Annotated in this window: 14 protein-coding genes; 2 read left to right on the top strand and 12 right to left on the bottom strand. The window is 42.2% G+C overall.

The features are described from left to right. From tmk to yceD, 10 genes are all read right to left on the bottom strand, one after another. On the bottom strand, positions 1 to 627 hold the full coding sequence (gene tmk / locus C2M33_RS08140) for a dTMP kinase (RefSeq protein WP_054561369.1): 627 nt from the start codon (positions 625 to 627) through the stop codon (positions 1 to 3). 18 nt (positions 628 to 645) lie between these two features. Beyond that, complete coding sequence (mltG, locus tag C2M33_RS08145) at positions 646 to 1623, bottom strand: endolytic transglycosylase MltG (protein ID WP_063704924.1); 978 nt, start codon at positions 1621 to 1623, stop codon at positions 646 to 648. Further along, positions 1620 to 2432, bottom strand: coding sequence for an aminodeoxychorismate lyase (gene pabC, locus C2M33_RS08150; RefSeq protein WP_105174215.1), 813 nt, complete (start codon positions 2430 to 2432; stop codon positions 1620 to 1622). Before pabC ends, mltG begins: the two co-directional genes overlap by 4 nt. Positions 2433 to 2489: 57 nt before the next feature. After that, positions 2490 to 3728 carry a beta-ketoacyl-ACP synthase II gene (gene fabF, locus C2M33_RS08155; protein ID WP_054554715.1) on the bottom strand — a complete coding sequence of 413 codons (1239 nt, stop codon included), beginning with the start codon at positions 3726 to 3728 and terminating at the stop codon, positions 2490 to 2492. A 117-nt stretch (positions 3729 to 3845) separates the two neighbouring features. Continuing rightward, the gene (acpP, locus tag C2M33_RS08160) at positions 3846 to 4082 is read right to left on the bottom strand and encodes an acyl carrier protein (RefSeq protein ID WP_016707440.1); all 237 of its coding nucleotides are present in this window, start codon (positions 4080 to 4082) and stop codon (positions 3846 to 3848) included. Positions 4083 to 4320: 238 nt separating this feature from the next. Next, positions 4321 to 5067, bottom strand: a complete 747-nt coding sequence (gene fabG / locus C2M33_RS08165; RefSeq protein WP_063704919.1) for a 3-oxoacyl-ACP reductase FabG — start codon at positions 5065 to 5067, stop codon at positions 4321 to 4323. A gap of 11 nt (positions 5068 to 5078) precedes the next feature. Continuing rightward, on the bottom strand, positions 5079 to 6005 hold the full coding sequence (gene fabD / locus C2M33_RS08170; protein ID WP_105174216.1) for an ACP S-malonyltransferase: 927 nt from the start codon (positions 6003 to 6005) through the stop codon (positions 5079 to 5081). A gap of 70 nt (positions 6006 to 6075) precedes the next feature. After that, positions 6076 to 7104, bottom strand: coding sequence for a phosphate acyltransferase PlsX (gene plsX / locus C2M33_RS08175; protein WP_063704915.1), 1029 nt, complete (start codon positions 7102 to 7104; stop codon positions 6076 to 6078). 11 nt (positions 7105 to 7115) lie between these two features. Beyond that, a complete protein-coding gene (gene rpmF / locus C2M33_RS08180; protein WP_036967969.1) occupies positions 7116 to 7286 on the bottom strand; it encodes a 50S ribosomal protein L32 in 171 nt (56 codons plus the stop codon). Positions 7287 to 7296: 10 nt separating this feature from the next. Continuing rightward, complete coding sequence (yceD, locus tag C2M33_RS08185; protein WP_063704913.1) at positions 7297 to 7821, bottom strand: 23S rRNA accumulation protein YceD; 525 nt, start codon at positions 7819 to 7821, stop codon at positions 7297 to 7299. Positions 7822 to 7962: 141 nt separating this feature from the next. On the opposite strand from yceD, the gene C2M33_RS08190 reads away from it, so the two are divergent. After that, positions 7963 to 8559 carry a Maf family protein gene (locus C2M33_RS08190; RefSeq protein WP_105174217.1) on the top strand — a complete coding sequence of 199 codons (597 nt, stop codon included), beginning with the start codon at positions 7963 to 7965 and terminating at the stop codon, positions 8557 to 8559. Here C2M33_RS08190 and C2M33_RS08195 read toward each other — a convergent pair. Continuing rightward, positions 8507 to 9199, bottom strand: coding sequence for an HAD family hydrolase (locus tag C2M33_RS08195; RefSeq protein ID WP_105174218.1), 693 nt, complete (start codon positions 9197 to 9199; stop codon positions 8507 to 8509). The two genes, C2M33_RS08190 and C2M33_RS08195, sit on opposite strands and share 53 nt — an antisense overlap. Further along, positions 9186 to 10154: a 23S rRNA pseudouridine(955/2504/2580) synthase RluC gene (gene rluC / locus C2M33_RS08200; protein WP_063704905.1), complete on the bottom strand. Its 969-nt coding sequence runs from the start codon at positions 10152 to 10154 to the stop codon at positions 9186 to 9188. The genes C2M33_RS08195 and rluC overlap by 14 nt, the downstream gene beginning before the upstream one ends. Before the next feature lie 617 nt (positions 10155 to 10771). Here rluC and rne point away from each other — a divergent pair. Further along, positions 10772 to 13500, top strand: a 2729-nt coding sequence (rne, locus tag C2M33_RS08205; RefSeq protein WP_105174353.1) for a ribonuclease E, incomplete at its 3' end; no start/stop codon positions are given.

Below are 13500 nucleotides of genomic sequence, written 5' to 3' on the forward strand. Positions count from 1 at the left end.
TTAATTTAAACCTGCAAAAAAGTTATCAAGCACAGTTGTTATTGCCGCATGTACTTCAGGCATAGTTTGGTTTGCATCCACTGTTTTGATACTACTATCAGTTTTAGCTATCTCGAGGTAACGTGCGCGAGTGCGCTCAAAAAAGCCTAATGCTTCTTGTTCGATACGATCAAGTTCACCACGTCCTTTTGCACGGGCAAGGCCCACAGCTGGGTCAATGTCTAAATAAATGGTTAAATCAGGTTTTAAACCATTTAGCACCATATCAGCTAAAAAAGAGAGTTTAGTCTGTTCAATACCACGACCACCACCTTGATATGCTTGAGATGAAAGATCATGACGATCACCTAAAACCCAGGTACCCTTTTCAAGTGCGGGATTAATAACATTAGCAACCAATTGTGAGCGTGCTGCATACATAATTAATAGCTCAGTTTCACCCGTCACTGTTTCTTGGTGAGCCTGTTTAACGATATTACGCAGCTCTTCAGCCATGGCTGTGCCACCTGGCTCACGTACATTAATAAAATCGACTTGTTTATTTTCTAAATAAGCTTGGCATACGGCAATGGCCGTTGATTTTCCGGCCCCTTCTAGGCCTTCAATCACTATAAATTTCGCTGTCATATGACTCAATTCTGGTTGTTAGTTTAATTGGTACTGCTTTACCGCACGATTATGTTCTTGTAATGTTTTCGAAAATTGATGGCTGCCATCCCCTTTCGCAACAAAATACACATACTCAGATTCAGGTGGATTAACCGCGGCCAAAATCGCTGCTTTAGAAGGCATGGCAATGGGTGTTGGCGGCAAGCCTTTTATCTTATACGTGTTATACGGTGTATAGGTTGTTAAATCTTTTCGTTTTATATCACCATCAAAATCAGCACCAATGCCATAAATAACCGTTGGATCGGTTTGTAATCGCATATTGGTTTTTAAACGATTGGTAAATACTGCAGAAATTAATGGTCGCTCAGAAGCAAGGCCCGTTTCTTTTTCAATAATTGATGCCAATATTAACGCTTCATACGGTGAACTTAATACTAAATCGGGTGCTCTAGTTTGCCATGCAGCGTCTAATTCCTGCTGCATTTTGTTGTATGCGCGTTTTAATACGCCGCTGGCTGTATCTTCACTATGGTAGTGATAGGTGTCAGGGAACAACCAGCCTTCTAAATTTTCTTGTGTGCTACTTATCTGCGTCGCTAAATTTTCTGTCTGTAAGTCTTGTGTTAAATGTGCTTGTTTTTGGATATTAGCAACAACGTCACGAAGTGGCTGACCTTCAATAATTGTAAAGCTAAAGCTTACTTGTGCACCTTGATTGATACGGCGAATATTATCAATCACAGCGCTCGTATCAAGTTCATAAAGACCCGCTTTTAAATCGGTAAGCGTAGGGTCTAATTTAGCGAGTATCTGAAATTTAAAGCAGCTATCGAGCCACTGCTTTGCTTGCCATGCTTGACAAAGCTGATTAAAGCCGGTGCCACGTTCTACTTTGAATAAAGTACTGTTTTCAACTTTTAATGGCATTTTTAATGCCGATTGAAGTTGTTGATAGCCAATTCCACAACATAGCAATGCTAATAACAGCACGCTAACAATGACTTTTATCACACACTCTCCTTGGCAAACTGCGCCGCTAATAGCGCTTTACTGCGTTCAATATCAAACTGCGTATTAGCAATCCGTGCAACGGGCACTACGCCCATTAAACTATTACACATAAATACGGCATCCATAGCTAAAAGCTCATCTAGTTGGATTGCTTTAAACTCAATGGCTAACTTATCACATAAAGCGCTGAGATAAACCCCAGTGATACCACAGCGGTCTAACTTGGGAGAAACAATATTACCGTTTTGAATGGCAAATAAATTTGCAGCAGAGCACTCGATCACATTGTTATCATAATCAAGTACAACAACGTCATCACATTCAAGGCTGCTCATTTGCTTTTTGATAAGCACTTGCTCTAAACGGTTCAATGTTTTTAAGCCTGCAAGTAAAGGTTGATGTGCAAGTTTCACGTCGCTGACCGCTAGGTTTACACCCTGCTGTTGCCAACTTTTATAGTGTGAAACTGCAGGCATGATACTGATCAACACTTGGATACTTGGTGTATCTGGTAAGCCATAACCACGCCCACCTGCACCACGGGTGATAAGTATTTTTAAAATACCGGTTTGTGTATCAGTGATTGCGTGGTTAACTTCACGCTCAATTGCGCTTAAATCTAATTCGGGGAAAAATAGTCTTTGCGCGCATTCTTCTAAACGCGCTTTGTGTAAATCCCAGTGCTCAACGACAGAATTCACCACAGAGGCTGTGGTAAAAAAGCCGTCACCATAATTTAAGCCACGATCTTGCGTGCTTATTGTGGTATCTGGTGTGGTTATTGTTATTGTTTGTTTTAATTTACTCATACAAAAAAGCCCAGTTAAACAACTGGGCTCTTCTTTTTAGTCCGTTGTTAAAAAGAATTATACCTTTTTAAATAGCAACGAGCCATTAGTACCACCAAAACCAAATGAATTACATAGTGCGTAATCCAATTTAGCGTCACGTGCAGTGTGCGGTACATAGTCTAAATCACAGCCTTCATCTGGGTTATCAAGGTTGATTGTAGGGCTTACTTTCTGGTCAACAAGTGACAAGATAGTAATTATTGACTCTACCGAGCCTGCTGCCCCTAACAAGTGACCCATCATTGATTTAGATGAACTTACCATCACATCTTTCGCTGCATCACCAAAAATAGTTTTAACAGCGGATGTTTCGGCTTTATCGCCTGCATTAGTCGATGTACCGTGAGCATTAATGTAGCCAACTTGGTCTGCATTAACTTGTGCATCGTTTAAGGCATTTTCCATCGCCAGTGCTGCGCCAGCACCGTCTTCAGGTGGAGACGTCATGTGATATGCATCACCACTCATACCAAAACCAACAAGTTCAGCGTAGATTTTCGCACCACGTGCTTTAGCATGCTCATACTCTTCAAGTACGATAACACCTGCACCATCAGCAAGAACAAAACCGTCACGGTCTTTATCCCAAGGACGAGATGCTGCTTGTGGATCGTCGTTACGAGTTGACAATGCACGTGCTGCATTAAAACCACCCATACCTATTGGTGTCGATGCTTTTTCAGCACCACCGGCTACCATTGCATCTGCATCGCCGTATGCAATCATACGTGCAGCATGACCAATGTTATGTAGACCTGTAGTACAGGCTGTAACGATTGAAATATTAGGGCCACGTAAACCGTGCATAATCGATAAATGACCAGAAATCATATTGATAATGGTCGAAGGCACGTAGAACGGAGAAAGCTTACGCGGGCCGCTGTTTAATAGTTTGATGTGGTTTTCTTCAATTAAAGTTAAACCACCGATGCCAGAACCCACTGCTACACCAACACGAGTGGCGTTTTCTTCAGTGATCTCTAGACCAGAATCTTGTAGTGCTTGTACACCCGCTGCAATGCCATATTGGATAAACAAATCCATTTTCTTTGCATCTTTCGGTGACATGTAAGCTGATGCATCAAAGTCATTCAGCAAACCTGCGAATTTGGTGCCGAAACTTGAGGTATCGAAATGCGTGATAGTTTGAATACCACTTTTACCGTTTAACAAACCTTGCCAAGTAGATTCAACATCATTACCTAGCGGTGTCAACATTCCTAAGCCAGTTACGACGACTCGACGTTTAGCCACGGGTTGCCTCCAATAAGGAAATTATTTTAGGTGGGGTGTATACCAAATTTATTAGTATCATTCTATAGATAGACTAAGGGCAGCTTGATGCTGCCCTTAAAATCAAAATGCGTAAAATTACTCAGCGTGAGCTGTAACGTAATCGATTGCAGCTTGAACTGTAGTGATCTTTTCAGCTTCTTCGTCTGGGATCTCAGTGTCGAACTCTTCTTCAAGAGCCATTACTAGTTCTACAGTGTCAAGTGAATCAGCACCTAAGTCGTCAACGAAAGAAGCTTCATGTTTTACTTCTTCTTCTTTAACACCTAGTTGCTCAATGATAATTTTCTTTACGCGTTCTTGGATGTCGCTCATTCTTCTTTCCTTTATTAAAAACGCCAATGCGTTATTTTCAGATTGCGGCGTAGTTTACGCCGCATAATTCTGTGATTCAAGGATTTGCTGATAATTACTTATCTGGTCAAACCTCTCGAATAGTATTTGTTCATTTATCGCTTATTTTCATAGCGAATTCAAGTATGTTTAAAGCAAGATCACAAAAATTTCAACAATTTTCGATAATCTTTCGTTAGCAAATTTTTGCCAACTTTCATTAAACCATGTACATCGCGCCATTTACGTGCAATGTTTCGCCTGATACATACGCAGCAGCGTCAGATGCTAAATAACATACTGCAGCAGCGATTTCTTCAGGTTGACCTAAACGTCCTGCTGGTACATTTGCAAGCGTAGCCGCTTTTTGCTCATCAGTCAGCTCATCGGTCATATCGGTTTGAATAAAACCCGGTGCAACAACGTTCACTGTGATGCCACGTGAAGCAACTTCGCGAGCTAATGACTTAGTAAAACCAATTACACCCGCTTTCGCAGCAGCATAGTTAGCTTGACCCGCATTACCCATAGTGCCCACTACAGAACCAATATTAATGATACGGCCATTTTTCTTTTTCATCATAGGGCGTAATACAGCCTTAGATAAACGGAAAATTGAACTTAAGTTAGTGTCGATGATGTCATCCCACTCACCGTCTTTCATACGCATTAATAGGTTATCGCGAGTGATACCCGCATTGTTAACTAATACGTCGATATCGCCTAAATCAGCCTTGATCGCAGCAAGTGTCGCCTCAATCGACTCAGGATCGGTTACGTTAAGAGCATAACCTTTACCGTTATCACCTAAATACTCACTGATTTTAGCAGCACCAGATTCACTTGTTGCAGTACCCGCTACTTTTGCACCTTGTGCAACTAGCGTGTTTGCAATCGCTTTACCAATACCACGGCTTGCACCAGTGATTAGGACAACCTTGCCCTCAAGAGAAAATAAATTTGTCATTCTATTCCTACTTATTTCGCTTCATCAATCGTAGCTTGCGTACTAACCGCAGCGCATACCATTGCTTTATCAATTCGTTTAGCAAGACCCGTTAAAACTTTACCTGGGCCAAACTCGTAGCTTTGTGTAATACCTTGTGCAACCAATGCTTGTACTGTTTCAGTCCAGCGTACTGGGCTGTAAAGTTGGCGTACTAATGCATCTTTAATTGCTTCGCTTGATTGCTCAGCTTTTACATCAACGTTGTTGATTACATCACACTTAGGTGTATTAAATGTTAAAGTTGCTAAATCAGCAGCTAATTTTTCAGCAGCTGGTTTCATTAGTTTACAGTGAGAAGGAACGCTAACCGCAAGTGGTAATGCACGTTTAGCACCAGCTTCTTTACATGCTTCTGATGCACGCTCAACTGCCGCTTTGTGGCCAGCAATAACAACTTGGCCTGGTGAGTTGTAGTTTACTGGTGAAACAACTTCACCATTTGCTGATGCGTCACAGGCTGCTTTAATTTCGTCGTCACCTAAGCCGATGATTGCAGCCATAGAACCAACACCCGCAGGTACTGCTTCTTGCATATATAAACCACGATTTTCAACAAGTTTAACTGCTTCGCTTAAGCTTACAACGCCAGCACAAACTAATGCTGAATACTCGCCTAAACTGTGACCAGCCATAACAACATCGGCATCAGGGTTTGCGTCTAACCATTGACGGTAAATAGCAACACTAGCAGTAAGAAGTGCTGGTTGTGTACGATGGGTTTGATTTAATTCTTCTTCTGGACCATTTAGTACAAGCGCAGCGAGATCATAGCCAAGAGCTTCAGATGCTTCAGCGAATGTTGCTTTAGCAATCTGTGAATCAGCTAATAGTTCAGATAACATGCCCACAGCTTGTGAGCCTTGACCTGGAAATACGAGTGCAATTTTATGTGCCATACTTTGCTCTTATAATTAAACAAAAAAATTTTCTGTAGCAGGCAGCATAACAAGTTTTAGATATGCTGCACTACTTTGTTGTTGGATGTGTTTGCTCAAAAATCGCAGCGATTTTTTCAGGGAGTTGGCGTTCGACTTCCCGCGCGGCTTCATCAATAGCAGCATGAAACGCCTTCGCAGAGGCATTACCATGGCTTTTAACAACAATACCGCGCAATCCTACCAGACTTGCGCCGTTATACTGGTCGGGGTTCACCCGCTTGTAGAGTTTTTTTATCACTGGGCGTAATAAAAACGCTAAACTTTTGTATAAGAAATGTTTGTGTAAGGCTTTGGTGAGTTTATGCATGATGAGTTTGGCAATACCTTCACAGGTTTTCAATGCCACATTACCTACAAATCCTTCGCACACTATAACATCGGCTTTACCACTGAAAATATCACTACCTTCACTATAACCTGTGTAGTTGAGATATTTACACTGCTGCATTAACTGTGCAGCTTGTTTGATTCCTTCATGCCCTTTGATGTCTTCAGAGCCAATATTTAATAAACTTACTTTTGGATTATCGCACCCAAGTGCCTGCCCTGCTACCACAGACCCCATAATGCCAAATTGATAAAGAGTTTGTGCATCACAGTGCACATTGGCGCCTAAATCTAATAAATAGACAGGGTTTTTACGTTCGGTTGGAACAGCAGAAATAAGTGCAGGACGTTTTACGCCTGGAAGCATCTTTAATACATAATGCGCCATAAAAAATAACGCGCCGGTATTACCTGAGCTTACACACGCTTGCGCTTCACCCGATTTAACTAAATCGAGGGCAACTCGCATTGATGAATCTTTTTTAGAACGAACAGCAGAAGCAGGCTCACACGCGTTAGTGACAACTTCGCTACAATGGCGAATTATTAAACGAGGATGAGAAACAGAATCGAGTGCTTCGAGTTCTTTCAGGATAACTTGCTGATTACCACATAAGATGAGTCTTAAGTTGGTATTAGCATTGACCGCTTTCACGGCAGCGGGGATAGATGAACGGGGGCCGTAATCGCCCCCCATCATATCTAACGCTATGGTTAGATTGGTCAGCATATAGCAATCTCTTAGTTAGAAATTACTTTAACGCCTTTGTAGTAACCGTCAGCAGTTACGTGGTGACGACGGTGAGTCTCACCAGAAACTTGATCTACAGTTAAAGTTGGACCACTGATCGCATCGTGTGAACGGCGCATGCCGCGTCTTGCACGAGACTTTTTGCTTTTTTGTACAGCCATTAGTCTTCTCCTAAGAATCTTTCTTAAGTTGTTTCAAAATATCAAATGGATTTGGTTTGTCATCTTTTGCTGCTAATTTACCAAAGCTGCTAGGCTCTGATGAATAACTGCACGAGGCTTCGTTGTGTGTAGGCACTATTGGAATAGCTAAAATCAATTCGTCTTCGATTAACTCAAATACGTTGATTTCACCGTTTTCGTCCAGTTCTACTTCATCGTAACCTGCAGGAAGATGATCTGACTCTGCATCCAAACCGACTGGCGAATACACAAAGTCTTGATCCAAATCCAACCCTAAATCACCATTACAGCGTTGACAAGTAACAGTTACATGTGTTGATAAGTTACCACTTATCACTACCAAACCTTGCTCATCAATTTTGCAATGAATCTTTACCGCTATTTCACCTACTTCCTCCTGCACAACTTGCTCTAAACGAGAAAGTTTTTCAAGCGGAACAATACCGTCATAAGATAAACGATGTTGTGCTGCTTTGCTGGGATGAAGAGTGATGGGAATTTTCACCTTTTGCATAGGGGCTGCATCATATAGATAGTTAGTAAGTTAGTCAAAGTAAAAAACCATTTTTAGTAGGTTTTTAACGATCTTCTGCTTTGTTTTCGGATTCATTGTGGCTTATCCTTGGCAAAATACAATTTTCATCCAGAATTTTTTATGAAACCAACACTTATATTAGCGTCAAGCTCGCCATTTAGACAGCAATTATTAACTAAGTTCAACCTACCGTTTCAAAGTTTCTCTCCAGATATTGATGAATCTCCCTTTGTTGATGAAACACCTGAGCAATTAGTAACGCGATTAAGCGAACAAAAAGCGCGTGTAGCTACTAAGCACTTTCATGAAGGTTTAGTAATAGGTTCAGATCAGGTTGCGGTTTTCAACAACACAATATTAGGAAAACCACACACTAAAGAGAACGCCGTGGCTCAGTTATCTTCGTTTAGTGGCCACACGGTCACCTTTTTAACGGGTTTAAGCGTCTTTGATATTCAAAGCGATAAAGCGATTACCACCGTGGTGCCATTTGATGTGACATTTAAAGCACTCACCCTTGAGCAGATCAATGCTTATTGCGATGCTGAGCAGCCCTACAATTGTGCAGGCAGCTTTAAAAGTGAAGGACTCGGGATATGTTTATTCGAAAAGCTTAGTGGCGATGACCCAAATACACTAATTGGCCTGCCACTAATCACATTAACTAAAGTACTGGCTGAGTTTGGTGTTGATGTGTTGACGCTGCAAGGGGCGTAGTTAAAACTTGTAATAGATGTTGGTACGAATCAACAACACATAACGGCGTATGCTGTTGCAGCTGCGCCGTACTATGGGCTCCAAAACTCACACCAATACAGGCAATTCCTGCAGCATTAGCCATAGCCATATCGAGTTGGCTGTCACCAATCATCACAGCATCGCATTGAGCGATGCCCTGCTCACGTAAAATTTGCTCGAGCATATCTGGAGATGGCTTTGATTTAGCATCGTCAGAGCATTTTACATTCACAAAGTACTTACCAAGGCCAGATTCGTTCAGCAACCTATCGATGCCTTCACGCCCTTTTCCCGTGGCTATCGCCAGTTGCATTCCTGCTGCGTGTAGTTTCTCTAACACAGTTTCTACATCTGCGAATAATGGCGTGGGCGTTACATCTAACTCACGGTACTGTGCTTTGTAACCTGCAACGAGTTCATCATTTAAATGTAAATGCGCCGGAAAAAGTACTTCAGTCGCTTTTGCTAACGACAAACCTATCACATCTTTCGCTTGTTGCTCTGTTGGAACAGGAATACCTAAGTCTCGCGCAGTATTTCGCAGGCAGGTAACAATTTTTGGCACAGAGTCCATCACTGTGCCATCCCAATCAAAAATAACTAGCTTAAACTTGTTCATTATCAGCACGTAGCTTTTTGATACAGTTTTGAAGTGCATTATCTAATGGCGCTTCAACATGCATAGTCGTTTCGTTTTTAGGGTGCATAAAACGTAGATCGTGAGCATGTAAAAACAAACGATTTAAACCTGTCAGCTTGTTTACGTATTGATCAAACTCCGCAACACCGTATTTATCATCACACGCAATTGGATGGCCTTTACATTGTGTATGTACGCGAATTTGGTGTGTACGCCCTGTTACCGGAGATGCTTGCACTAATGAACATTCTGCATATCGCTCAAGCACCCGAAAACGTGTGTGCGAAGGTTTACCTTCGGTGTTATCAACCCTCACAACACGCTCACCTGATTTTAAGGTGTTTTTACGAAGTCCTTCGGTGACATTTTTCGTTTTAGCATCCCATTGGCCATCGACTAATGCCCAATAGTTTTTCTCCATGGTTTTTTCACGTAACTGCTTATGTAAATCAGTCAGCACTGAACGACGTTTAGAAATGAGCAGACAACCCGATGTATCGCGGTCTAAACGGTGCACAAGCTCTAAGCTACGCTCTTCAGGACGAAGAACGCGAAGCGCCTCAATTAAGCCATAACTTAAACCACTGCCACCATGAACAGCCATACCTGAGGGCTTATTTATCACCATCAAATACTTATCTTCGAATAAAATGGCCTCTTCAAGTTGTTTCACTTTATCTAATTGCTTAGGAACAAACTCTTCTTTTTCTGCCACTTTAATTGGTGGAATACGAATCACATCGTTTAGTTGTAGTTTGTATACAGGTTTTATGCGTTTTTTATTTACTCGCACTTCGCCTTTACGAAGGATTTTATAAACTGCACTTTTAGGCACACCTTTTAGGTGAGTAATAAGAAAGTTATCAATACGTTGACCTAGATGGTCTTCACCAATGGTAACAAATGAAACTTGTAAGCCGGTTTTTTCTGACATTGCCTAATCACTGATTTAAGTAAATAATTTAGTTGCTAACGCGGTTGTAATAGTGGGATAATCACCATCGCGAACATAAAGTTTGCAAGTAACAACGGTGCTTTTATCACATTAATACATTCGTGAAGCATATTCTGGGTTGCCGATCATACAGATCCGCGCTAAGTTTTCCAAAGCTTTTATAACTACCCAGCCAACACGAGCGTTCAATTATCGGCGATGCGCGTAATATATTGCCTGAATAATTTGAGCACGAATGTTGATTAATGAACATAAAAAGCAATTGAACAAGATAAATTGACTGATAGTGACGACGTAGCAACGTCATTCAGAAGCAGCTGTTGTAGCAAGACATTGAATAAAAATTTGAACATGGTCGACTTCGGGACAGAACTCGTAAATTAAAACCGCAGACATCGCGGCAGTTTTGACACCAAATGAATTTAATAACGTGACAACATGTTATTGTCAGCCACACTTAGTGATGCTCAATGTAAGAAACAACTTCAGGTTTTGACTTTAACCAGTCGTGAGACTGCACAAAAATAACCGTCAGAAACCACTGAACAGACGAGTTTATATCGTCATGTCAGCGACAGAATTAGTAGAGTAACAATATGAAACGTATGCTAATCAATGCGACGCAGCAAGAAGAAATGCGCGTTGCACTGGTTGATGGCCAGCGCCTGTATGATTTAGACATAGAGAGCCCAGGTCACGAACAAAAAAAAGCAAATATTTACAAGGGTAAAATTACCCGTATCGAACCGTCATTAGAAGCAGCCTTTGTTGATTACGGCGCTGAAAGACACGGTTTCCTTCCTCTTAAAGAAATAGCTCGCACCTACTTCCCACAAGGCTATACATTCCAAGGTCGTCCAAATATTCGTGACGTGATCAAAGAAGGCCAAGAAGTCATCGTGCAAGTTGATAAAGAAGAGCGTGGCCAAAAAGGCGCTGCGTTAACGACTTTTATCAGCGTTGCAGGTAGCTATTTAGTACTTATGCCTAACAATCCTCGTGCCGGTGGTATTTCTCGCCGTATCGAAGGTGATGAGCGTACTGAACTTAAAGAAGCACTAAGCCGTTTAGAACTACCTAAAGGCATGGGCTTAATTGTTCGTACAGCGGGTGTTGGTAAATCATTTGAAGAGCTAGAGTACGACTTAAAAGCACTATTAGTGCATTGGCAAGCTATTCAGCAAGCAGCTGACAGCGGCCCTGCTCCGTTCTTAATTCACCAAGAAAGTAACGTTATTTTCCGTGCTATTCGTGACTATTTACGTCGCGATATTGGTGAAATTTTAATTGATAAAGCACGTGTATTTGAAGAAGCGAAAGCGCACATTGAGCGTTTCCGTCCAGACTTCATGAACCGCGTTAAGCTGTATCAGGGCGATGTACCACTATTCACCCACTACCAAATTGAAAGCCAAATTGAGTCTGCTTTCCAACGTGAAGTTCGCTTGCCATCGGGTGGTTCAATTGTTATTGACCCAACTGAAGCGTTAACGTCTATCGATATCAACTCATCTAAAGCCACTAAAGGCGGTGATATCGAAGAAACAGCACTTAATACGAACTTAGAAGCAGCAGACGAAATTGCCCGTCAATTACGTTTACGTGACTTAGGTGGTCTTATTGTTATCGATTTCATCGATATGACACCACCACGTCATCAACGTGAAGTTGAGAACCGTTTAAAAGACGCTGCGCGCCCAGACCGTGCACGTGTTCAAATCGGTAAGATTTCGCGCTTTGGTCTACTTGAGATGTCACGCCAACGCTTACGCCCATCATTAGGTGAAGCAAGCCAAGGCCCATGTCCTCGTTGTAATGGTCAAGGTACAATTCGTTCTAACGAATCAATTGCACTGTCTATCCTGCGTTTAATCGAAGAAGAAGCAATTAAAGACAATACGTCACAAGTTAATGCACAAGTACCTGTTGCTGTTGCAGCTTACCTATTAAACGAAAAGCGTCGTAGCGTTCAACGTATCGAAAAACGCCATAATGTTGATGTAGTAATCATTCCTAATCAGCATATGGAAACTCCGCATTACGAAGTTCTGCGCTTACGTAAAGACGAAACAATCGAAACAGTAAGCTACGAGCAAGTTATTGCGCCTGAGCCAGAAGCATTTGAAATGGCTAAAGCACCTTCTGCACCAGTTCGCGAAGAACCAGTTCTTAAGGGTGTCGTAATGCCGACCACACCTGCCCCTCAAGCTGCACCAAAAGCTGAGCAAGCGGCTCCTGCTGCTAAGAAATCAGAAGGTGGTTTATTCGCTGCAATTGGTAAGTTCTTTAAATCGTTATTCGGCGCTGCTGAAGACGAGTCAGAGAAAGAACAAGAAGAGAAAAAAGCAGCGCAAAAACGTAGCAATAACCGTCGCAACAATGACAACCGTCGTCGTAGCAACAACCAGCGCCGTCGTAATTCTCGTAACAAACGCCCTGAAGATGCACAGGCAAAAGAAGAAAACACTAACACTTCTGCACCTGAGCAAAAAGACACAAACGAGAACCGTAACAAGCGTCGTCGTAATTCTAACAACAGAAAGCGTAATGAAAAGCGCACTGATGATGTAGAACAAACGACAAAAGAAACTGTTCAAGAAACTCAATCAGAGCAACCAAAGGAAACTAAACCTAAGGTTCGTCGTCAACGTCGTAACTTACGCAAGAAAGTACGTGTACAAGACGAAAATGCTGATGAAACAAATGCAGTACAAACAGCAGAAACAGCTGAGCAAGCACCTAAAGCTGAAAAACCAGCAAAGCCTGCAAAAGAAACTGTAGAACTTGAGACTGAACAAACTGAGCAAGCAGCGGCTGAAGTACAAGTAAAAGCTGAACCTGTAAACGTGCATGCTGATGCCGAAGTTATTGAGCAAGCTGAATCTGTAGAAGTGTCTGCTGATGAAGAACAAGCACAGCCTCGCACTCGCTCTCGTCGTTCACCTCGTCATTTACGTGCTGCTGGTCAACGCCGTCGTCGTCCAGAGCAAGATGAAAAATCGAGTGATGCCAAGTCTGATGCACCAGCATTCATCCCAGTTGCTGATCAAGCAGCCGCTGAATATGAAGCTGAGTTAAAGGCAAAACAAGCTCAAGCAGAAGTATCTGTACAAGCTGAAGAGCCTGTTCAAGCTGAAGAGCCAGTACAAGCTGAAGAGCCAGTACAAGCTGAAGAGCCAGTACAAGCTGAAGAGCCAGTACAAGCTGAAGAGCCAGTACAAGCTGAAGAGCCAGTGCAAGCTGAAGAGCCAGTACAAGCTGAAGAGCCAGTACAAGCTGAAGAGCCAGTACAAGCTAAAGAGCCAGTACAAGCTGAAGAGCCAGT

The sequence above is a fragment of the Pseudoalteromonas sp. T1lg122 genome, assembly GCF_002964825.1.
In the GTDB taxonomy this organism is placed as follows: Bacteria; Pseudomonadota; Gammaproteobacteria; order Enterobacterales; family Alteromonadaceae; genus Pseudoalteromonas; species Pseudoalteromonas gelatinilytica.

Excerpts from the sequence above, each read along its gene's own strand:
- tmk (WP_054561369.1), bottom strand. The coding sequence starts at position 627 with ATGACAGCGAAATTTATAGTGATTGAAGGCCTAGAAGGGGCCGGAAAA.
- pabC (WP_105174215.1), bottom strand. The coding sequence starts at position 2,432 with ATGAGTAAATTAAAACAAACAATAACAATAACCACACCAGATACCACA.
- acpP (WP_016707440.1), bottom strand. The coding sequence starts at position 4,082 with ATGAGCGACATCCAAGAACGCGTAAAGAAAATTATCATTGAGCAACTA.
- fabG (WP_063704919.1), bottom strand. The coding sequence starts at position 5,067 with ATGACAAATTTATTTTCTCTTGAGGGCAAGGTTGTCCTAATCACTGGT.
- fabD (WP_105174216.1), bottom strand. The coding sequence starts at position 6,005 with ATGGCACATAAAATTGCACTCGTATTTCCAGGTCAAGGCTCACAAGCT.
- plsX (WP_063704915.1), bottom strand. The coding sequence starts at position 7,104 with ATGCTGACCAATCTAACCATAGCGTTAGATATGATGGGGGGCGATTAC.
- rpmF (WP_036967969.1), bottom strand. The coding sequence starts at position 7,286 with ATGGCTGTACAAAAAAGCAAAAAGTCTCGTGCAAGACGCGGCATGCGC.
- yceD (WP_063704913.1), bottom strand. The coding sequence starts at position 7,821 with ATGCAAAAGGTGAAAATTCCCATCACTCTTCATCCCAGCAAAGCAGCA.
- C2M33_RS08190 (WP_105174217.1), top strand. The coding sequence starts at position 7,963 with ATGAAACCAACACTTATATTAGCGTCAAGCTCGCCATTTAGACAGCAA.
- C2M33_RS08195 (WP_105174218.1), bottom strand. The coding sequence starts at position 9,199 with ATGAACAAGTTTAAGCTAGTTATTTTTGATTGGGATGGCACAGTGATG.
- rluC (WP_063704905.1), bottom strand. The coding sequence starts at position 10,154 with ATGTCAGAAAAAACCGGCTTACAAGTTTCATTTGTTACCATTGGTGAA.